General features: G+C 68.2%; 15 protein-coding genes. 11 read left to right on the forward strand and 4 right to left on the reverse strand.

All coding sequences use genetic code 11. From position 1 onward, the window contains the following. Positions 1–115: 115 nt before the first annotated feature. From ABEA07_RS10720 to ABEA07_RS10740, 5 genes are all read left to right on the forward strand, one after another. Positions 116–2038: a PrkA family serine protein kinase gene (locus ABEA07_RS10720; protein ID WP_345537741.1), complete on the forward strand. Its 1923-nt coding sequence runs from the start codon at positions 116–118 to the stop codon at positions 2036–2038. Between the two features lie 31 nt (positions 2039–2069). Further along, positions 2070–3356 (forward strand): YeaH/YhbH family protein, encoded by a 1287-nt coding sequence (locus ABEA07_RS10725; protein WP_425584115.1) that lies wholly within the window; start codon positions 2070–2072, stop codon positions 3354–3356. Then, a complete protein-coding gene (locus ABEA07_RS10730) occupies positions 3242–4870 on the forward strand; it encodes a SpoVR family protein (protein WP_425584116.1) in 1629 nt (542 codons plus the stop codon). The genes ABEA07_RS10725 and ABEA07_RS10730 overlap by 115 nt, the downstream gene beginning before the upstream one ends. 156 nt (positions 4871–5026) lie before the next feature. After that, positions 5027–8098 carry an ATP-binding protein gene (locus tag ABEA07_RS10735; protein WP_345537744.1) on the forward strand — a complete coding sequence of 1024 codons (3072 nt, stop codon included), beginning with the start codon at positions 5027–5029 and terminating at the stop codon, positions 8096–8098. Next, positions 8091–9476, forward strand: coding sequence for an oxidoreductase (locus ABEA07_RS10740; RefSeq protein WP_345537745.1), 1386 nt, complete (start codon positions 8091–8093; stop codon positions 9474–9476). The genes ABEA07_RS10735 and ABEA07_RS10740 overlap by 8 nt, the downstream gene beginning before the upstream one ends. Here the strand turns inward: ABEA07_RS10740 and ABEA07_RS10745 are convergent. Both ABEA07_RS10745 and aroQ read right to left on the reverse strand, forming a co-directional pair. Continuing rightward, positions 9454–10119 carry a DNA-3-methyladenine glycosylase I gene (locus ABEA07_RS10745; RefSeq protein WP_345537746.1) on the reverse strand — a complete coding sequence of 222 codons (666 nt, stop codon included), beginning with the start codon at positions 10117–10119 and terminating at the stop codon, positions 9454–9456. The genes ABEA07_RS10740 and ABEA07_RS10745 overlap by 23 nt on opposite strands. Next, a complete protein-coding gene (gene aroQ / locus ABEA07_RS10750) occupies positions 10116–10571 on the reverse strand; it encodes a type II 3-dehydroquinate dehydratase (RefSeq protein WP_345537747.1) in 456 nt (151 codons plus the stop codon). The genes ABEA07_RS10745 and aroQ overlap by 4 nt, the downstream gene beginning before the upstream one ends. A gap of 130 nt (positions 10572–10701) precedes the next feature. Here aroQ and ABEA07_RS10755 point away from each other — a divergent pair, with 130 nt between their 5' ends. From ABEA07_RS10755 to fghA, 3 genes are read left to right on the forward strand one after another with little or no spacing between them, the layout of a single operon-like run. Then, positions 10702–11808, forward strand: coding sequence for an S-(hydroxymethyl)glutathione dehydrogenase/class III alcohol dehydrogenase (locus ABEA07_RS10755; RefSeq protein WP_345537748.1), 1107 nt, complete (start codon positions 10702–10704; stop codon positions 11806–11808). A gap of 23 nt (positions 11809–11831) precedes the next feature. Beyond that, the gene (locus ABEA07_RS10760; RefSeq protein WP_345537749.1) at positions 11832–11984 is read left to right on the forward strand and encodes a hypothetical protein; all 153 of its coding nucleotides are present in this window, start codon (positions 11832–11834) and stop codon (positions 11982–11984) included. Next, positions 11981–12838, forward strand: a complete 858-nt coding sequence (fghA, locus tag ABEA07_RS10765) for an S-formylglutathione hydrolase (protein WP_345537751.1) — start codon at positions 11981–11983, stop codon at positions 12836–12838. Before ABEA07_RS10760 ends, fghA begins: the two co-directional genes overlap by 4 nt. 110 nt (positions 12839–12948) lie before the next feature. Here the strand turns inward: fghA and ABEA07_RS10770 are convergent, their stop codons facing one another. After that, the gene (locus ABEA07_RS10770) at positions 12949–13494 is read right to left on the reverse strand and encodes a gluconokinase (RefSeq protein ID WP_345537752.1); all 546 of its coding nucleotides are present in this window, start codon (positions 13492–13494) and stop codon (positions 12949–12951) included. Positions 13495–13553: 59 nt separating this feature from the next. Between ABEA07_RS10770 and ABEA07_RS10775 the strand changes: the two genes are divergently transcribed. From ABEA07_RS10775 to ABEA07_RS10785, 3 genes are read left to right on the forward strand one after another with little or no spacing between them, the layout of a single operon-like run. Then, entirely contained in the window at positions 13554–16772 is a 3219-nt protein-coding gene (locus ABEA07_RS10775; RefSeq protein ID WP_345537754.1) for an efflux RND transporter permease subunit, read from the forward strand. A gap of 4 nt (positions 16773–16776) precedes the next feature. Continuing rightward, complete coding sequence (locus tag ABEA07_RS10780) at positions 16777–17982, forward strand: efflux RND transporter periplasmic adaptor subunit (protein WP_345537755.1); 1206 nt, start codon at positions 16777–16779, stop codon at positions 17980–17982. A gap of 2 nt (positions 17983–17984) precedes the next feature. Continuing rightward, the gene (locus tag ABEA07_RS10785; protein ID WP_345537831.1) at positions 17985–19463 is read left to right on the forward strand and encodes an efflux transporter outer membrane subunit; all 1479 of its coding nucleotides are present in this window, start codon (positions 17985–17987) and stop codon (positions 19461–19463) included. Here ABEA07_RS10785 and ABEA07_RS10790 read toward each other — a convergent pair. Next, the gene (locus ABEA07_RS10790; protein WP_345537756.1) at positions 19414–20508 is read right to left on the reverse strand and encodes a PA0069 family radical SAM protein; all 1095 of its coding nucleotides are present in this window, start codon (positions 20506–20508) and stop codon (positions 19414–19416) included. The two genes, ABEA07_RS10785 and ABEA07_RS10790, sit on opposite strands and share 50 nt — an antisense overlap. Positions 20509–20558: the final 50 nt, after the last annotated feature.

Here is a 20558-nt window from a genome sequence, read left to right on the forward strand (position 1 = left end):
CTCGAGGAGTTTTTCCTAAGCGTGCTCAACTCACCTGGCACCATTCCTGCGAACGATGCGACGTGTGCAGCACGGAGACTCCGGGCAGCGCCCCGCTGACTCGATGGAGGTGTTTATGGATGTCATCAGCAACTTCGCCGCCCGTTACGAGCGGACTCGCGAAGAGGTCCTGTCCCTGCAGGAGTACCTCGATATCTGCAAACGGGACCCTGCGGCCTATTCGACCGCGGCGGAGCGGATGCTCAAGGCCATCGGGGAACCCGAACTCATCGACACGCGCAACGACCCGCGCCTGTCACGCATCTTCGCCAACAAGGTCATCAAGATCTACCCGGCCTTCCGCGAGTTCTACGGCATGGAAGATGCGATCGAACAGGTCGTCTCCTACTTCCGCCACGCGGCCCAGGGCCTGGAAGAGAAGAAGCAGATCCTCTACCTGCTCGGCCCGGTCGGCGGCGGCAAGAGCTCGATCGCCGAACGCCTGAAGCAGCTGATGGAACAGGTACCCTTCTACGCAATCAAGGGTTCGCCGGTGAACGAATCACCGCTGGGCCTCTTCAATGCGGCCGAGGACGGCGAGATCCTCGAGAAGGAATACGGCATCCCCAACCGTTACCTGCAGCGCGTGCTCTCGCCCTGGGCGGTGAAGCGACTGGAGGAGTACGGCGGCGACATCCGCCAGTTCCAGGTGGTCAAGCGCTACCCGTCCGTTCTGCGCCAGATCGCGGTCGCCAAGACCGAGCCGGGCGACGAGAACAACCAGGACATCTCCTCGCTGGTCGGCAAGATCGACATCCGCAAGCTGGAGACCTACGCGCAGGACGATCCCGACGCCTATGCCTACTCCGGCGGCCTCTGCCTGGCCAACCAGGGCCTGCTCGAGTTCGTCGAGATGTTCAAGGCGCCGATCAAGGTGCTGCACCCGCTCCTGACCGCCACGCAGGAAGGCAACTTCAAGGGCACCGAGGGCTTCGGCGCCATCCCCTTCGACGGCATCGTGCTGGCGCACAGCAACGAGAGCGAGTGGAAGGCCTTCCGCAACAACAAGAACAACGAGGCTTTCCTCGACCGGATCTACATCGTCAAGGTGCCCTACTGCCTGCGCGTCTCGGAAGAAATCAAGATCTACGAGAAGCTGGTGCGCAACTCTTCGCTGGCGCTGGCGCCCTGCGCCCCCGGCACGCTGCGCATGATGGCCCAGTTCTCGGTGCTGACACGGCTGAAGGAGCCGGAGAACTCCAGCATCTTCAGCAAGATGCAGGTCTACGACGGCGAGAACCTCAAGGACACCGACCCGAAGGCGAAGTCGATCCAGGAATACCGCGACTATGCCGGCGTCGACGAGGGCATGTCCGGCACCTCGACCCGCTTCGCCTTCAAGATCATCTCGAAGGTCTTCAACTTCGACAGCAGCGAGGTCGCCGCCAATCCGGTGCACCTGATGTACGTGCTCGAACAGCAGATCGAGCGCGAGCAGTTCGCGCCCGAGACGGAGCAGAAGTACCTCTCCTACATCAAGGAGCTGATGGCGCCGCGCTATGCGGAATTCATCGGCAAGGAAATCCAGACCGCCTACCTCGAAAGCTATTCCGAGTACGGGCAGAACATCTTCGACCGCTACGTCACCTACGCCGACTACTGGATCCAGGACCAGGAGTACCGCGACCAGGACACCGGCGAGGTCTTCGACCGCGGCTCGCTCAACGCCGAGCTGGAGAAGATCGAGAAGCCCGCGGGCATCAGCAACCCGAAGGACTTCCGCAACGAGATCGTGAACTTCGTGCTGCGCGCGCGGGCCGGCAACGCCGGCAAGAACCCGGTGTGGACCAGTTATGAAAAGCTGCGCACGGTGATCGAGAAGAAGATGTTCTCGAACACCGAGGAGCTGCTGCCGGTGATCAGCTTCAATGCCAAGAGCAGCGCCGACGAGATGAAGAAGCACGAGGACTTCGTCAACCGCATGGTGCAGAAGGGCTACACCGCCAAGCAGGTCCGCCTGCTCTGCGAGTGGTACCTGCGCGTGCGCAAGAGTTCATGACGCACTGAAGTTAGGAGTTTCGGCCGTGGCCATGCTGCAGCAGATCATCGACCGCCGTCTGTCGGGGAAGAACAAGTCCATCGGCAACCGCGAGCGTTTCCTGCGGCGCTATCGCGAGCAGATCGGCGAGGCGGTGCGCCGTGCCGTCAGCGGCCGCAATATCCGCGATCTCGAGCAGGGCGAGGACATCACGCTGCCGCGGCGCGATGTATCCGAACCCGTGTTCGGACACGGATCCGGCGGCAACCGCGAGTACGTGCATCCTGGCAACCGCGAGTACGTCAAGGGCGACCGCATCGAGCGGCCGCAGGGCGGCGGCGGCGGTTCCGGCAGCGGCTCGCAGGCCGGGGACGGCGAAGGCGGCGAGGACGACTTCGTCTTCCGTCTCACCAAGGAAGAGTTCATGCGGGTCTTCTTCGAGGACCTCGCACTGCCCCACCTGATCCGCACCCAGCTGGCCGAAGTGCCGGAGTGGAAGAGCCACCGTGCCGGCTTCACGCAGGACGGCATGCCCACCAACCTGCACGTGGTGCGCTCCATGCGCGGCGCGCTGGCCCGGCGCATTGCGCTGGGCGGCGACTCGCGACGCGAGATCCGCGAACTCGAAGCGCACCTGCTGCACCTCAGGCGCAGCCCGCGCGTCGACGACGCCCTGGTGCAGCGCGAGATCCGCGACACCGAGGCCCGCATCGAGGAGCTGAAGGCCAAGGCCAAGCACATCCCCTACCTCGACCCGATCGACCTGCGCTACCGCAACCGGGTGCGGGTGCCGATCCCCTCGGCCAAGGCGGTGATGTTCTGCCTGATGGACGTGTCGGGTTCCATGGACGAAGCGCGCAAGGACATGTCCAAGCGCTTTTTCATGCTGCTGTACCTGTTCCTGACCCGGCACTACGAGAAGATCGAGCTGGTCTTCATCCGCCACCACACGCAGGCGAGCGAAGTGAGCGAAGAAGAGTTCTTCCACGCCACCGAGACCGGCGGCACCGTGGTGTCCAGCGCGCTCACGTTGATGCAGGAGATCATCCGCGCGCGCTTTCCCAGCAACGAGTGGAACATCTACGGCGCCCAGGCCAGCGACGGCGACAACTGGCACCAGGACAGCGGCCGCTGCCGCGAATTGCTGGCCGACCACATCCTGCCCCTGGTGCGCTATTACGCCTACGTGCAGGTGGCGGAAGCAGAGCAGAACATGTGGGAGGAATACACCCAGCTGGTGGAGTCCCACAAGAACTTCGCGATGCGCAAGGTGGCCGATGCATCGGACATCTACCCGGTCTTCCGCGACCTGTTCAAGAAGGAGAGGGGGACGGTGTGAACGCCAGGAAACGAGAACCTCTTCCCAGCCCTTCCGACTGGACCTTCGAGCTCATCGAGCGCTACCACAGCGAGATCGCCCGCGTCGCGCGCAGCTACAAGCTGGACACCTACGCCAACCAGCTGGAGATCATCACCGCCGAGCAGATGATGGATGCCTACGCCTCGGTGGGCATGCCGGTGATTTACCGCCACTGGTCCTACGGCAAGCAGTTCATCAGCACCGAGAAGAACTACCGCCGCGGCCACATGGGGCTGGCGTACGAGATCGTCATCAATTCCGATCCCTGCATCGCCTACCTGATGGAAGAGAACACCATGGCCATGCAGGCCCTGGTGATCGCCCATGCCGCCTACGGCCACAACAGCTTCTTCAAAGGCAACTACCTGTTCAAGATGTGGACGGACGCCTCGTCCATCATCGACTACCTGGTCTACGCCCGGAACTACATCAGCGAATGCGAGGAGCGCCACGGCGTCTCTGCGGTCGAGGACCTGCTCGACTCCTGCCACGCCCTGATGAACCACGGCGTGGATCGCTACCGCCGGCCGCAGCGCCTGTCCCTGAGCCAGGAGCAGGCGCGGCGCGAGGAGCGCGAGCACCATCTGCAACAGCAGGTCAACGACCTGTGGCGCACCCTGCCCCGCCGGGCCGGCCGCACGCAGGAAGAGGAAGAAGCCGCCAAGCGCTTTCCGCCGGAGCCGCAGGAGAACCTGCTGTACTTCATCGAGAAGAACGCACCATTGTTGGAACCCTGGCAGCGCGAAGTGGTGCGCATCGTGCGCAAGATCGGGCAGTACTTCTATCCGCAGCGCCAGACGCAGGTGATGAACGAGGGCTGGGCCACTTTCTGGCACTACACCCTGCTCAACACCATGTACGACGAGGGCCTGCTTGCCGACGGCTTCATGATGGAGTGGCTGCAGTCGCACACCAACGTGGTGTTTCAGCCGCCGATCGGCCACCGCGCCTACAGCGGCATCAACCCCTATGCGCTCGGTTTCGCGATGTACACCGACCTGCGGCGCATCTGCGAGAACCCGACCGAGGAAGACCGCCGCTGGTTCCCCGACCTGGCTGGATCGCCGTGGCTGACCACCCTCGACTATGCGATGCGCAACTTCAAGGACGAGAGCTTCATCGGCCAGTTCCTCTCGCCCAAGCTGATGCGGGACTTCCGTTTCTTCGCCATCAGCGACAAGGAAAGCGAGCCCGAACTCGAGGTCTCGGCCATCCATGACGACAGTGGCTATCGGCAGCTGCGCGAGTCGCTGTCGCGCCAGTACGACCTCAACCACCGCGAGCCCAATATCCAGGTGTGGAGCGTCAACCTGCGCGGCGACCGGGCCTTGACGCTGCGCCACACGCAGCACAACAACCGCCCACTGCACGACGACGCGCAGGAGGTGCTCAAGCACGTCGCCCGGTTGTGGGGCTTCGACGTGCACCTCGAGAGCATCGACAGCCAGGGCCGCATCACCCATCGCAAGGTGCCGGGACCGCAGGCAGGCTAGTCCACCGAAGCAACCCGAGCCGCCCGCATCGGCGGGGGTTGCTGCGCGGGCCTTGTCGCCGGGCGTGAGACACACCCATCGACCGGGGGTCGCCATCCACAGGTGTGCGCGCTAGGATGCGGCGACGCAACCGCGTGCAGCGAAAGGCCAAGACCGATGGCGTTCCCTGTCAACCCGCCCTCCTCGCCGGCCGATGGCACGCCGCACGGCCGGACCGGCCTGTTCGAAGTCGAGGGGCGCGCCGAGCGTCGCCAACTCACCATCCTGTTCTGCGACATGGTGGGATCGACCGTCCTGTCGCGCGAACTCGACCCGGAAGACCTGCGGCGACTGATGCTGCGCTTCCAGGAGGCGGTGCGCGCGAGCGTGGAGCGTTTCGGCGGCCGAGTGGCACGCTACATGGGCGACGGCGTGCTGGCCTACTTCGGCTTTCCGTTGGCACACGAGGACGATCCAGTCCGGGCCATCCATGCCGCACTGGACATCCTCGGCGTGATGCCCTCGCTCGCAACCGTCGGCGTGCGGGCGCCGCAGATCCGCGCCGGCATCGCGACAGGCATCGTGGTGGTGGGGGATCTGATCGGTGAGGCCGAGTCACGCGAGATCGCCGCCGTCGGCGAAGCCGTCCATCTCGCCGCGCGCCTGCAGGCCGCCGCCGAGGCCGGCAGCGTGCTCGTCAGCGAGCGCACGCACGAGCTGGCCGCGCCCTGCTTCGTGTTCGAAGCACTTCCGCCGCAGCGCGTGAAAGGGTTCGACGAGGACGTGACGGCCTGGCGTCCCCTGCGCGCGCTGACGACCGAGACGCGCTTCGTCGCGTTCGCTCAGCACGGGGTCGCCCCCTTCGTCGGCCGGGAGCGCGAGCGCGAGAGGCTCTTTGCGCAATGGCGCGAAGTGGGGGTCGGCGTGCCGTGCGTGGCGACGATCGTCGGCGACGCGGGCATCGGAAAATCCCGCCTGGCCGAAGAATTGGCCCGGGGGTCGGCCGGCAGCTCGCATCACGTGCTGCGCTGCCAGTGTTCGCCATTTCACACCAGCAGCGCGCTTTTTCCGTTCGTCCGCTTGCTGCAGCGCAGCGCCGGCATCGCGCCGGGCGACGATGGCGCCGGTTCGCGGCGGCGGCTCGAGGATTGGCTGGCACGCACAAGGCGGCCGCGTGTCGACGAACAGGCACTGCGCGACCTGCTGGGTTTGCCCACGAGCGACGACTGGGGCGCGCTGACACCGCTGCAGCGGCGCATGCGCACGCTCGGCGCCTTGGAGCGCTACCTGCGCCACCGTGCCGCGCGTTCGCCGCTGCTGCTCATCTTCGAGGACGCGCACTGGGCCGACCCCAGCTCCATGGAGCTGATCGACGCGCTGGCCGCGCCGGCACCACGCTCCCTGATGCACCTGGTCGTCACGAGCCGCGAGCCATTGCCCGCGCTGCAGGCGCGGCCGCACGCCCTGCATCTGGCGCTGGCACGCTTGCCGCAAGCCGATGCCATTCGCATGGTCGAAAGCCTGTTCCCCGGCCATCCGCCGCCGGCGCCGGTGATCGAGGAGATCGTGCGCATCACCGACGGCGTCCCGCTGTATCTGGAAGAGTTCGCCAAGACCATCGACCCCGGCACCGGGGCCTGGCCGGACGCGCGCCTGCGAGGCGCATTCAGCGGACGCATTCCGCTGACGCTGCGGGATTCGCTCATGGAGCGGCTCGACCGGCTCGGTCCGGCCAAGCAGGTGGCGCAGGTCGCCGCCGTCGTCGGGCGCGAGATCCCGCGCCGCCTGCTCGACGCGCTGGCGGGCATCGAATCGGAAGTGGTGGGCGCCGCCACGGACGAGCTGACTGCCTGCGGCGTGCTGGTGCGCAGCGAGGAGAGCGGCGGCGACTCCTTCGTGTTCCGCCATGCGCTTCTGCAGGAAGCGGCCTACGACAGCCTGCTGCGCAGCCGCCGCCAGGATCTGCACGGGCGCATCGCGGCACATCTGGAGCGCAGCGCGACAGAGCGGCCGACGGCAGAGCCTGAAGTGCTGGCGCACCACTACGCCCTCGCCGGAGAACCGCTGCGCGCTGCCGGACATGCAGCGGTCGCGGCGCAACGTGCGCTCGAGCGCTCGGCCAACCAGGAGGCGCTCCAGCATGCAAGCTGGGGCCTCGCGCAAGCCGCGGAGTTGCCCGAAGGCGATGCCCGCGACCGCGCCGAGCTCGCGCTCGCCATCCTGCAGGGCACGGCGTTCCGGGCGGTCGAAGGCTTCGCCTCGGACAAGGTGCGGGCCAGCTTCGCCGCCGCGCTGTCGATCTGCAACCGACTGGGCGACCCGGTGTGCCTGCTGGATGCGCATCGCGGCCTCTACGCCTTCCATTACTCGCGCGGCGAACTGTTGCAGGCCGAGGGCCACGCGCACCGGATTGCGCAGTTGGCGGAGGCCACCGGCCACGAAGGCATCCGGATGATCGGCGCCTGGATGCTGGGGGTCCTGTCGTTCTGGAAAGGCGACTACGTCGCGGCGCAGCGCGATCTCGAACGCGCTGTCGCGTTGTACGAAGCGGGCGGCCACCAGGCGACCACGCTCGGATCGCAGATCGACCCGGCGGTCAACGCGCGCTCGCACATGGCATGGAATCTGTGGCTGCTCGGCCGTCCCGAGCAGGCCCGGGCCACCGCCGCCCGCGCGCTCGCCGACGCGCGCCATCTGTCGCAGCCGCTCGCGCTGGCCATGGCGCTTTTCTACAGCTGCGCTTGCGCGGCGAGCGCCGGCGATACCTCCGCACTGGCCGCGCCGCTGGACGAACTGTTCGCGGTGACCGACGAGCACCGCCTCGGCTACTTCGCCAGTTGCGCGAAGGTGCTGCGCGGGCATCAACTCATCGACGCCGGCGATCCGCGCGCCGGCGTCGCGATGGTGGCGTGCGCGCTGCGCGAATTCGAGCAGCAGCGGGCCCACCTCGGGTTGCCATGGACCCTGTCGATCCTCGCGCGCGGGCACGCGGCAGCGGGCGACCGCGATCGCGCGCTCGCGGCGATCGACGAGGCGCTCGCGGCCATGGCGCGAGACGGCGAGCGGCAGTGGGAAATCCAGATCTGGCTCGCGAAAGCGGTCCTGCTGGGCGAAAGCGGCGCGGCGCAGGAGGCGGCCGAGGCCCTGGCCTGCGCCGGACGCATCGCGCAGGCGCGCGGGGTGAGCCTGACCGTGCCCCACGCCGCCGACAGCTTGCGGGAGCCGAAGCCGGAGGTTCGCCATGCCTGAGGTACATGCCGCCCCGCCCGCGGCATCCGACGCCATCTTCCAGCCCCTGCGCCTTCATGGCATCGCGTTGCGCAACCGCGTTCTTCGCTCGTCCATCGGCGGGCGCACCTGCAACTACGACGGCAGCGTCACGGACGTGTGGAAGAACTTCGAGAAGCGCTTCGCCGATGGCGGCGTGGGCGCCATCATCTCCACCACCTTCCACGTCAATGCGCAGCGGCTCTCGCCCTTGCAGTACCCCTCCATCGCACAGGACCGCTACGTGCCCTTGCTTCGCAAGTACATCGCCCAGATCCAGGAGAGCGGCGCCCGCTACATCATGCAGATCGGCGATCCGGGCTACGCCACCTACAGCAGCTTGCTGCCGGAGCCGGACGATTCGCTCAGCTCCTCGGATGGCTTCGACTTCGCGTTCGGCTACGGGAATCGCCGGCGTGCCATGACCGAGACCCAGATCAGGCGCTCCATCGCCGAACACGCCGAGGCGGCCCGGCGCGCGCGCGAGGCCGGCGTCGACGGCATCGAGATCACCATCGCCAAGGGCTACCTGATCCACCAGTTCCTCAACCCGGCGATCAACCGGCGCGACGACGACTGGGGTGGAGATGCGCAGAAGCGCTTTCGCTTCCTCGAAGAGATCATGCGCGCCGTGCGCCAGGCGGTCGGTGATGATTTCCTCGTCGGTATCCGCCTCTCGGGCACCGACTACAACACCAGTCCTCTGGCGCTCGCCCTGCTGCGGTGGCCGCCTGTCGTCGTGTCACGCGAGGTCCGTGTGGGCAACGGCATCGAACGCATGCGCGACTACGCCCAGCAGCTGGAAAGGCTCGGCGCCGGCTACTTCCACGTGACCTCGGGCTACGGCTTTCCCAATCCGCACGACGTGCCGGGCGAATTTCCGGTGCCGGAGATCCGCATGTTCTTCGATTCGGTGCGGCACCTCAGCGGCAAAGCCGCCGTGCGGGCGGCGGTTGCACATGCCATACCCGCGCCGCTTGTCGGGCGCCTGTTGTCGGCACCCTTCGTGAGATGCAAGCCCGTGAATCTCGAACTGGCCAGGCAGATCCGATCGGCAGTCAGGGTCCCCGTCATCGCGAACGGCGGCTTCCAGAAGTACGCGGATATCCACGACGCCCTCGCGACAGGCGCGTGCGAGGGCGTTTCGATGGCGCGCGCGCTCATCGCCACCACCGACCTGCTGCCTCGATACTTTCGCAACAGGACCGATCCGCCGGAGAAGAAGCAGTGCACGCAATGCAACCGCTGCGTCGGCCGGACCACGACGAGTCCGCTCGGCTGCTACGAGCCCGACCGCTTCGACAGTCCGCAGGACATGCTCGACGAGATCTTCCGCTTCAATCGGTCTGACGGCGCTTGACCCGGGTCGGGCAGCCCAGCCTGGCGCGCGCCTCGAGTGCCAGTGCGCGCGCATGGCAGTTCTCGACATGGTCGTTCACCAGGCCCATGGCCTGCATGAAGGAGTAGATGGTCGTCGGCCCGACGAAGCTCCACCCCCGCTTCTTCAGATCCCTTGACATCGCGATCGACTCGGGCGAGGTGGTCAGGGTCTGCAGAACTTTGTCGGTCAGCCGCCGAGGCCGCGAAGCCGCGTCGGGCTCGAAACGCCAGACATAGGCCGTCAGCGAGCCGAATTCCTCGCGCAGCGCCAGCATCCGGTGCGCGTTGTGGATGACCGATTCGATCTTGCCGCGGTGGCGCACGATGCTGGCATCCGCCAGCAGGCGTTCCACGTCCTTCGGCCCGAAGCGCACCAGCTGCTGCGCATCGAAGTCCGCAAAGGCACGCCGGAAGGCCTCGCGCTTGTTGAGGATGGTGAGCCAGTTCAAACCGGCCTGAAAGCCTTCCAGGCACAGCTTTTCGAAAAGGCGCTGTTCATCCGTGACCGGAAAGCCCCATTCGTGGTCGTGGTAGTGCTGGTAGACCTTCGACGCCTTGCACCAGCGGCAGCGCAGCACGCCGTCCGCGCCGGCGAACAGCCCCGCCTCATCGACGCCGCTCACGCGCTCTCGCTCACGCGCACCAGCGCCTCGATCGCCAGCGCGTAGCCCTTGACGCCGAAGCCGACGATGATGCCGCGCGCCGCCGGCGAGATGTACGAGTGGTGGCGGAACTCCTCGCGCGCGTGGACGTTCGAGATGTGCAGTTCCACCAGCGGCACGCTCGCGCCCTTGATGGCGTCGTGCAGGGCAATGGAGGTATGGGTGTAGGCGCCCGGGTTCATCACCACCCCCAGCATGCGGCCGGCGGCCACTTCGCGGCCGGCTTCGTGGATCCAGTCGATCAGATGGCCTTCGTGGTTCGACTGCCGGCATTCGATGGCCACGCCCAGCCGGGTGCCGGCCTCCCCGCACAGGCGCTCGACGTCGGCGAGCGTCTCGTGCCCGTATTGCGCGGGCTCGCGGGTGCCGAGCAGGTTGAGATTGGGGCCGTTGAGGACAAGGATCTTTTTCATGACGCGTTTGTAGCAGGTGCGGCAGCCCTCGGGGAGCTCATGCAAGCCGCCGGTGGCGCGGAAGGCCCCGACTTCTATGGCATAAAGTCATGTGCGGACCCACCCCCCGCGTCCACTCACTTCTGCCGACATGAAAACCAAAGCCGCCGTCGCCTGGAAAGCAGGCCAACCGCTCACCATCGAAACCGTCGACCTCGAAGGTCCGAAGCACGGCGAGGTGCTGGTGGAGATCAAGGCCACCGGCATCTGCCATACCGACTACTACACCCTCTCGGGCGCGGACCCCGAAGGTATCTTCCCCGCGATCCTGGGCCACGAGGGCGCCGGCATCGTGGTCGACGTCGGGCCGGGCGTCACCTCGCTCAAGAAGGGCGACCACGTCATCCCGCTCTACACGCCCGAGTGCCGCCAGTGCAAGTTCTGCCTCTCGCGCAAGACCAACCTGTGCCAGCTGATCCGCGGCACCCAGGGCAAGGGCCTGATGCCCGACGCCACCAGCCGCTTCAGCCTTCGTGGTGCGCCCATCTTCCACTACATGGGCACCTCCACCTTCAGCAACTACACGGTGGCGCCCGAGATCTCGATGGCCAAGATCCGCGAGGACGCGCCCTTCGACAAGGTCTGCTACATCGGCTGCGGCGTAACCACCGGCATCGGCGCGGTGATCTTCACCGCCAAGGTGGAGGCTGGCGCCAACGTGGTCGTGTTCGGCCTGGGCGGCATCGGGCTGAACGTGATCCAGGGCGCGAAGATGGTGGGCGCCGACAAGATCATCGGGGTGGACATCAACCCGGCGCGCGAGGCCATGGCGCGCAAGTTCGGCATGACACACTTCCTCAACCCCAAGGAGCACGCCAACATCGTCGACGCCATCGTGCAGCTCACGGACGGAGGCGCCGACTACAGCTTCGAGTGCATCGGCAACACGCAGGTGATGCGCCAGGCCCTCGAATGCACGCACAAGGGCTGGGGCCGCAGCATCATCATCGGCGTGGCCGAGGCCGGCGCCGAGATCAGCACGCGCCCCTTCCAGCTGGTGACGGGCCGCAAGTGGGAAGGCTCGGCCTTCGGCGGCGCGCGCGGGCGCACCGACGTGCCCAGGATCGTCGACTGGTACATGGAGAACAAGATCAACATCGACGACCTGATCACCCACACCATGCCGCTGGAGAAGATCAACGAGGGCTTCGAGCTGATGAAGCGCGGCGAGTCGATCCGCGGCGTGGTCATCTACTGAGGACGCGAGCCGTGGCGCCGACCATGACGCCGCTGCGCCAGGTGCACGCCGGTGTGCTGGACATCGGCTACCACGTTGACGCCCTGGTGGCCGGCGCCGGCCACAATCTGCCCCAGGACAAGCCGCAGGCTTTCGCCGAGGCCGTACTCGAACTGGCGCCACTTTCCCGAACATGAGCTCCGACATCAAGACCCTGTCCGACCACCGCTGCTTCGGCGGCACCCAAGGCTTCTTCGAACATGCATCGCGCGAGATCGGGCTGCCGATGCGCTTCTCGGTCTACCTCCCGCCGCAGGCCGTGCAGGGTCCGGTCCCGGCCCTGGTGTACCTCGCAGGCCTCACCTGCAACGAGGAGACCTTCATGGTCAAGGCCGGTGCCCAGCGGCTGGCGGCCGAGCGTGGCCTGGCGCTGATCGCGCCCGACACCAGCCCGCGCGACGCACGGGTGCCGGGCGAGAGCGACAACTGGGACTTCGGCGTCGGTGCCGGCTTCTACCTCGATGCCACGCAATCGCCCTGGGCCACGCACTGGCGCATGGAAAGCTGGATCGTCAACGAGCTGCTGCCCCTGCTGGGCCATCACTTCCCCATCGACCTGCATCGGGTGGGCATCTTCGGCCACTCGATGGGGGGCCACGGCGCGCTCACGCTGGCGCTGCGTCATCCGGGCCGCTTCCGATCGCTGTCGGCCTTCGCACCCATCTGCGCGCCCACCGAATGTCCGTGGGGCGAGAAGGCCTTCGGCGGCTACCTCGGCCCGGACCGTGCCGCTTGGCTGGCCCACGACGCCAGCGCGCTGATGCAGTCGCAGACCGCCCCGCCCTACCCCGAGGGCATCCTGGTGGACCAGGGGCTGGCCGACAACTTCCTGGCCGAACAATTGCACCCGCACCGGCTCGAAGCCGCCTGCCGCGCAGCGGGCCAGCCGCTGACGCTGCGCCGCCACAAGGGCTACAACCACGGCTACTACTTCATCCAGACCTTCATGGCGGACCACGTAGCGCACCACGCCGCGATCCTGCAACGCTGAACGCGCAGGCCCGCTGCGCCTGCCTTCCTGTGCTTGCCGAGCTGCGAGGCCAAGCTCAGGGCGCGGGCGTCGGCATCGAATCGAGGAAGAAGTGGCCGGCCTTGAAGTCGCTACCGGCCGGCCGGCGTCTCGGCGTTCAGCCAGGCCTGGACCTGCGCCACCAGTGGCTCGATGGGCGCAGTCGCATCGACCGCCAGCACGCCCGGCTCGCCGACCGGCGATTCGAGGGTGGCGAACTGGTTCTCGACCAGGCTGGTCGCGAAGAAGTGCGCGGAGCGCCCGGCCACGCGGCGCTCGGCCTCCTCGCGCGTGAGCTCCATGAAGATGAAGCGCAGCCCCGGTGCCGCCACGCGCAACCGGTCGCGGTAATCGCGCTTGAGTGCGGAGCAGCTCAGCACCACTCCGTCGCCGGCGTGGGCGGCCAGTTCCTGCCCCAGCCGGTCCAGCCAGCCGGCCCGGTCGGCGTCGGTCAAGGGCGTGCCGGCGCGCATCTTGCTCACGCTCTCGGGCGAATGAAAGTCGTCGCCTTCGACCAGCGGCAGGCCCAGCGCCCGGGCCAGCGCCGCCCCCATGCTGGACTTGCCGCAACCCGAGACGCCCATGACCACCAGCCGCCAAGGGCCGGGCTTCGGTGAAGAAAGGTAAATCTCCTGCATTGAAACTATTGTCTAGCCTTTGCTCTTTATGATGGCCCCTCCCCGGGAAGTAACAAGCCGTGTCCATGGTCTCCCTCGCGCTGCGCCGCCCCTACACCTTCATCGTGATGGCGATGCTGATCGTGCTGGCGACGCCCCTGGTGCTCAAGCGCATGGCCACCGACATCTTCCCGGAGATCGACATCCCGGTGCTCAGCATCATCTGGAACTACGGCGGCCTGCCGGCCCAGGAGATGGGCCAGCGCATCGCCGGCCAGACCGAGCGGGGCCTGACCACCACGGTCAGCGACATCGAGCACATCGAGTCGCAGTCGCTGGCCGGGGTGAGCGTGATCAAGATCTTCTTCCAGCCCAACGCCAACATCGAGACCGCGATCGCCCAGACCGTGGCCTCGGTGCAGACCCAGGTGCGGCAGCTGCCGCCGGGCATCACGCCGCCGCTGGTGATCAAGTACTCGGCCTCCAGCATCCCCGTCATCCAGCTGGCGCTGTCGAGCACCGAGCGGCCGGAGAATTCGCTGTTCGACTCGGCCATCAACCAGTTGCGGCCGCAGCTGATCACCATTCCCGGCGTGGCCATCCCCTTCCCCTACGGCGGGAAGAACCGGGTGATCTCGGTCGACCTCGACACCCAGGCGCTGCAGGCGCGCGGCCTCACGCCGGCGGACGTGGTGAACGCGGTCAATGCGCAGAACCTGATCCTGCCCTCGGGCACCGCCAAGTTCGGCGCCACCGAGTACAGCGTGCGCATGAACGGCTCGCCCGAGGTGCTGGCCGGCCTGAACGACCTGCCGGTGCGCACCGCGGGCGGCGCCACCACCTACCTGCGCGACGTGGCCTACGTGCGCGACGGGTTTCAGCCCCAGACCAACATCGTGCGGCAGGACGGCGTGCGCGGCGTGCTGCTGTCGGTGATCAAGAACGGCGGCGCCTCCACGCTGGACATCGTGGACAACCTGCGCAACCTGCTGCCGGTGGCGCAGCAGGGCATGCCGGCGGACATCAAGGTCACCCCGCTGTTCGACCAGTCGCTGTTCGTCAAGGCGGCCGTGCAGGGGGTGGTGGCCGAGGCGGTGATCGCGGCCGCGCTCACCGCGGCGATGGTGCTGCTCTTCCTGGGCAACTGGCGCAGCACGCTGATCATCGGGCTGACCATCCCGCTGTCGATCCTCGCTTCCATCCTGGCCCTCTACGCGCTGGGCGAGACGCTCAACCTGATGACGCTGGGCGGCCTGGCCCTCTCGGTCGGCATCCTGGTCGACCAGGCGATCGTCACCATCGAGAACATCGAGCGCCACCTGCACATGGGCACGCCGCACGAAGACGCCATCCTCGTCGGCGCCGGTGAGATCGGCCCCGCCGCCTTCGTCTCGACGCTGTGCATCTGCATCGTGTTCGTGCCCATGTTCTTCCTGTCCGGCGTGGCGCGCTTCCTCTTCGTGCCGCTGGCCGAGGCGGTGGTGTTCGCGATGCTGGCCTCCTACATCCTGTCGCGCACGCTGGTGCCGACCCTGGTGATGCTGCTGATGGGCGGGGCGCACGCGAACGCCGCCGCGGCCGAGGCCCGGCCCAGCCCGCTTCAGCGGCTGTACCGCGCCTTCGACCGCCGCTTCGAACGCGTGCGCCGCGCCTACACGCTGGTCCTGTCGGCCCTGCTGTCCAAGCGCGCGGGCTTCATCGCCATGTTCCTCGGCTTCTGTCTGCTGTCCTGCCTGCTTTACCCCGCGCTGGGCCGCGACTTCTTCCCGACCGTGGACGCGGGCCAGATCCGCCTGCACATGCGCGCCCCCACCGGCACCCGCATCGAGGAGACGGCGCGGCTGGCCGACGAGGTGGAGGCCGCCATCCGCACCCTGATCCCCAAGGACCAGCTGGAGACCATCCTCGACAACCTGGGCGTGCCCAACAGCGGCATCAACCTGTCGTACAGCAACGCCGGCACCATCGGCACGCTGGACGGCGAGATCCTGCTGTCGCTGCGCGATGGCCACCGCCCGACCGAGGAATTCGTCTCGCTGCTGCGCGCCGAGCTGCCCAGGCGCTTCCCCGGCGTCGAGTTCTTTTTCCAGCCGGCGGACATCGTCACCCAGATCCTGAACTTCGGCCTGCCCGCCGCCATCGACGTGCAGTTCAGCGGCAACGACGTGGCGGGCAACGCGGCGCGGGCGGCCGAGCTGGTCAAGGAAATCCGCAAGATCCCGGGTGCGGTCGATGCGCACGTGCACCAGCGCCTGGACGGCCCCGGCCTCAACCTGCAGATGGACCGCACGCGGCTGCAGCAGGTCGGCCTCACCGCACAGAACGTGGGGCAGAACGTGCTCATCGCGCTGTCGGGCAGTTCGCAGACCCAGCCGGCCTTCTGGCTGAACCCACAGAACGGGGTGGTTTACAACGTCGCGGTGCAGACACCGCAGTACAAGGTCGATTCGCTGGATTCGCTGCTCAACATCCCGGTCGGCGCACCCGGCCCCGCGGCCGCGCCGCCGCAGCTTCTGGGCAACCTGGTGGAGGCGCAGCCCGGGCGCGCGCCGGCGGTGTTCTCGCGCTACAACATCGCGCCGGTGATCGACGTGTACGTCAGCGTGCAGGGCACCGACCTCGCCAGCGTGGCGGCGAAGGTGAAGACCCTGGTGGACGAGATGCGGCCCAAGCTCTCGCGCGGCAGCCAGGTCGCCATCCGCGGCCAGGTGGAGACCATGCAGACCTCCTTCGTCGGTCTCGGCGTGGGGCTGGCGATGGCGATCGTGCTGGTCTACCTGCTGATCGTGGTGACCTTCCAGTCCTGGCTGGACGCCGCGATCATCATCACCGCCCTGCCGGCGGCGCTGGCCGGCATCGCCTGGATGCTGTTCCTCACCGGCACCACGCTCAGCGTGCCGGCGCTCACCGGCGCGATCATGACGATGGGCGTGGCCACCGCCAACAGCATCCTGCTGGTCGCCTTCGCGCGCGAGCGGCTGGCGGCCGGCGTGCCGCCGTTGTCTGCCGCGCTGGAAGCCGGGGCCACCCGCATCCGGCCGGTGCTCATGACGGCCCTGGCGATGATCATCGGCATGATCCCGATGGCGCTGGGCCTGGGCGAAGGCGCCGAGCAGAACGCGCCGCTGGGCCGCGCGGTCATCGGCGGGCTGCTGTTCGCGACCGTGTCCACCCTGTTCTTCGTGCCGGCCGTGTATGCCGGCATCCACGGCCGCCTGGCCCATCGCAGGGCCGCGCGCGCCACCGCATCGCCGGTGCCGCCCTCCCCGCCGGGAGGCGCCGCGCCGCAGGAGAGTTGACGACATGACGGAACAACGCCACGCGGGACTGGCCATCCACCCGATCGAGGACGAAGGCGGCGAGCACCACGAGCTGCTGCGGCGGCGCCAGATCGTGCGCCGCGCGCGCATCGGCGTGATCGTGGTCGCCGTGCTGCTGGCCGTGGGTGCGGCACGCACGGTGGCCGTGCGCATGGCCAATGCGCGGGAGCTCCAGGCCTCGTCGACCGAACTCGCCAGACAGTACGTGAAGACCGCCCTGCCCCAGGCGGCGGCTGCCGGCCAGACGCTGGCGCTGCCGGGCACGCTGCAGGGCTTCGTGCAGGCGCCGATCTCGGCGCGCGCCAGCGGCTACCTCAAGCGCTGGACCCGCGACATCGGCAGCCGGGTCAAGAAGGGAGAACTGCTGGCCGAGATCGAAACGCCGGAAATCGACCAGCAGCTCTCGCAGGCCATCGCCGCGCGCCAGCAGACGGCATCCAGCCTGGAGCTGGCGAAGAGCACGGTGGCGCGCTGGGAGAACCTGCGCAAGAAGGACGTGGTGTCGCAGCAGGACCTGGACGAGCGCCGCAGCAGCCTGGCCCAGGCCACCGCCAACCTGGCGGCGGCCGATGCCAACGTGCAGCGGCTGCGCCAGACCGAGGGCTTCAAGCGCATCGTCGCGCCCTTCGACGGCGTGATCACCCGGCGCAACGTGGACGTGGGCGACCTGATCGACGCCGGCGGCAGCCGCCCCCTCTTCCTGCTCGCGCAGACGGATCCTCTGCGCGTGTACATCAACGTGCCGCAGGCCTATGCGCAGCTGGTCAAGGCCGGGCAGCCGGTGGTGGTCACGCAGGCCGAGCTGCGCGGCCAGCGCTTCAGCGGCGAGGTGGCGCGCACCTCGGGCGCCATCGACACCGCGACGCGGATGATGCAGGTCGAGGTGACCCTGCCGAACCGCGAGGGCCTGCTGCTGCCGGGCGCCTACGTGCAGGTCTCGCTGCCCCTGGCGGCCACCGGCGCGCTGAGCATCCCGGCCAATGCACTGCTGTTCCGCGGCGACGGCACCCGGGTGGCGATGGTGGACGCCGAGGGCCGCGTGCGGCTGCGCACGGTGCGCTTGGGGCGCAACTACGGTGAGACCGTGGAGGTGCTCGAGGGCATCGGGCCCACCGACCGGCTGGTGCTCAATCCCTCGGACTCGCTGGCCGAGGGCGACATCGTGTCGGTCGCCAAGGAGCCCGCGTGAGCATGCGTGGCGCGGCAGCTGCCGCGCTGCTGTTGCTCGCAGCCTGCGCGGCCGGCCCCGACTACCAGAAGCCGACGGTCGACGTGCCGGTGAGCTGGCAGGTCGAACAACCCTGGCGCGAGGCCACCCCCGCCGATGCCGAGGCCAAGGGCCCGTGGTGGCGGCGCTTCGGCGACGCGGGGCTCGACCGGCTGCAGCAGCAGGCCCTCGCCAACAGCCCCACGCTCGAACTGGCCGGTGCGCGGCTCGCCCAGGCGCGCGCTACGCTGGCCGCGGCCGATGCCGCCCGCTATCCGCAGCTCGGGCTGGGGGCGCGCGCCTCGCGGCTGAAGATCTCCGCCAACCGCCCGCTCACCAACTACGCGGCGCAGAACTTCTCGACGGTTCAGAACGACTTCGCGCTTTCGCTCAACGCCAGCTACGAGATCGATCTCGCGGGCCGCGTGCAGCGCTCGGTCGAAGGCGCGACCGCCAGCGCCGCACAGGCGGCGGCCGACCTGGAGAACACGCGGCTGTTGCTGACGGCCGACCTGGCCTCGGCCTACTTCAACCTGCGCGCCACGGATACCGAGCTGGACGTCCTGTCGCGCTCCATCGCGCTGCAGCGCCGTGCGCTGGAACTGGTGAGCGCGCGCCACGAGCTCGGCGCCGTCTCCGGCCTGGACGTTGCGCAGCAGCAGGCGCTGCTGGACAGCACCCTGGCACAAGTCGACGTGGTGCGACGGCAGCGCGCGCAATACGAGCATGCGATCGCCACGCTCACCGGCACCCCCGCGCCCAGCTTCACGCTGGCGCCGGATCTGCGGCCGATCACGCCACCGCCGATTCCGCTGGGCGTGCCGTCCGAGGTGCTGGAGCGGCGCCCCGACGTCGCGGCCGCCGAGCGCGCCATGGCCGCGGCCAACGCGCAGATCGGCGTGGCACGCGCGGCTTTTTACCCCAGCGTCATGCTGGCGCCCGTCATCGGCGTCGACAGCCGCATGATCGAGAGCCTGTTCGATGCGCCCAGCCTGCTGTGGTCCGTCGGCGTGTCGGCCACGCAGGTCCTGTTCGACGGCGGTCGCATCCGCGCCAACGTGGATTTCGCGCAGGCCGGCCACGCCGCCTCGGTGGCCAGCTACCGCCGCGTGGTGCTCACTGCCATGCAGGAGGCCGAGGACGGCATCAGCGGCCTGGCCGCATTGGACCGGGCGGTGTCCCAGTCGCAGGCCGCCGTCGCCTCGGCCCGCCGCGTGCTCGACATGGCGACCGCGCGCTACGAGGGCGGCGCCTCGACCTACCTGGACGTGATCAGCGCCCAGCAGTCGCTGCTCACGGTCGAGCGCCAGGCCGCGCAGTTGCAGGGCCAGCGCCTGCTGGTCGCGGTGTTCCTGGTCAAGGCGCTGGGCGGGGACTGGTGCGGCGTCGAATCCCGAAGCGCCGGCGCGGACGTCAGAACAGACTGCCCTGCCCCGCTGCGCCGGGTGGCCGGAATGCGCTGAGGTCGAGCGCGATGCGCTCGCGGTTGAAGCCGATGCGCCGCGTCGCCTTCTCGAAGCGCTGGCGGATCAGCTCGGCCCACAGGCCGGTGCCGGTCATGCGCGTGCCGAAGTCGGCGTCGTAGTCCTTGCCGCCGCGCATCTCGCGAATGCGCGCCATGATCCGGTCGGCCCGCTGCGGGTAATGCAGCGCCAGCCACTGCTTGAAGAGCGGCGCCACTTCCCAGGGCAGGCGGATCACGGTGTAGAAGGCGCTGCGCGCGCCGGCCTCCCAGGCGGCTTCGAGCACCTGCTCCATGTCTTCCGTGACGAAGGGGATCTGCGGCGCCACGCTGACGCCCACCGGCACGCCCGCCTCCGCCAGCGTGCGCACCGTACGCAGCCGCCGATGCGGCGCGGCGGCGCGCGGCTCCAGCTTGCGCGCGAGTTCGCCATCGAGCGTGGTGATGGTCACGTACACCGCGGCCAGCTTCGCGGCTGCCATGGGCGCGATCAGGTCCAGGTCGCGCTCCACGGCGCTGGACTTGGTGACCAGGCCGAAGGGGTGTCGCACCTCGCTCAGCAGCTCGATCACCGAGCGGGTGAGGCGCAGCTCGCGTTCGATCGGCTGGTAGCAGTCGGTCGCGGTGCCGATCGCGATCTGGTTGGGCCGGTAGTTGCGGCGCCCGAGTTCCGCGCGCAGCACCTCGACGATGTTGCGCTTGGCGATGAGCCTGGTCTCGAAGTCCAGCCCAGGCGAGAGGTTGAGGTAGCTGTGCGTGGGCCGCGCGAAGCAGTAGATGCAGCCATGCTCGCAGCCGCGGTAGGGGTTGATGGAGCGATCGAAGTAGATGTCGGGCGACTCGTTGCCGCCGAGCACCGACTTGACGTCCTCGAAGCGGACCTCGGTCTGCAGCGGCTGCAGGCCTTCGGCCTCGGCAACGCCTTCTTCGAGCGTGCCCCAGCCGTCGTCGTAGGCGTCGCGCACTTCGCGCTCGAAGCGGTGCGCGAGCCGCGTGGCCGCGCCGCGGCCCTTGATGACGTGGAGGGGAATGAAGGCATCGGTCATGGGCGCGCCTCTTGCATCTGTATGAATATACAGTATTTCACCGATCGCCA

Origin of the sequence: Variovorax defluvii, assembly GCF_039541515.1 — a bacterium.
GTDB lineage: Bacteria > Pseudomonadota > Gammaproteobacteria > Burkholderiales > Burkholderiaceae_C > Variovorax > Variovorax defluvii.

Coding starts and splice junctions, on each gene's coding strand:
- ABEA07_RS10720 (WP_345537741.1), top strand. CDS start 116: ATGGATGTCATCAGCAACTTCGCCGCCCGTTACGAGCGGACTCGCGAA.
- ABEA07_RS10725 (WP_425584115.1), top strand. CDS start 2,070: ATGCTGCAGCAGATCATCGACCGCCGTCTGTCGGGGAAGAACAAGTCC.
- ABEA07_RS10735 (WP_345537744.1), top strand. CDS start 5,027: ATGGCGTTCCCTGTCAACCCGCCCTCCTCGCCGGCCGATGGCACGCCG.
- ABEA07_RS10740 (WP_345537745.1), top strand. CDS start 8,091: ATGCCTGAGGTACATGCCGCCCCGCCCGCGGCATCCGACGCCATCTTC.
- aroQ (WP_345537747.1), bottom strand. CDS start 10,571: ATGAAAAAGATCCTTGTCCTCAACGGCCCCAATCTCAACCTGCTCGGC.
- ABEA07_RS10755 (WP_345537748.1), top strand. CDS start 10,702: ATGAAAACCAAAGCCGCCGTCGCCTGGAAAGCAGGCCAACCGCTCACC.
- ABEA07_RS10760 (WP_345537749.1), top strand. CDS start 11,832: ATGACGCCGCTGCGCCAGGTGCACGCCGGTGTGCTGGACATCGGCTAC.
- fghA (WP_345537751.1), top strand. CDS start 11,981: ATGAGCTCCGACATCAAGACCCTGTCCGACCACCGCTGCTTCGGCGGC.
- ABEA07_RS10770 (WP_345537752.1), bottom strand. CDS start 13,494: ATGCAGGAGATTTACCTTTCTTCACCGAAGCCCGGCCCTTGGCGGCTG.
- ABEA07_RS10780 (WP_345537755.1), top strand. CDS start 16,777: ATGACGGAACAACGCCACGCGGGACTGGCCATCCACCCGATCGAGGAC.
- ABEA07_RS10785 (WP_345537831.1), top strand. CDS start 17,985: ATGCGTGGCGCGGCAGCTGCCGCGCTGCTGTTGCTCGCAGCCTGCGCG.
- ABEA07_RS10790 (WP_345537756.1), bottom strand. CDS start 20,508: ATGACCGATGCCTTCATTCCCCTCCACGTCATCAAGGGCCGCGGCGCG.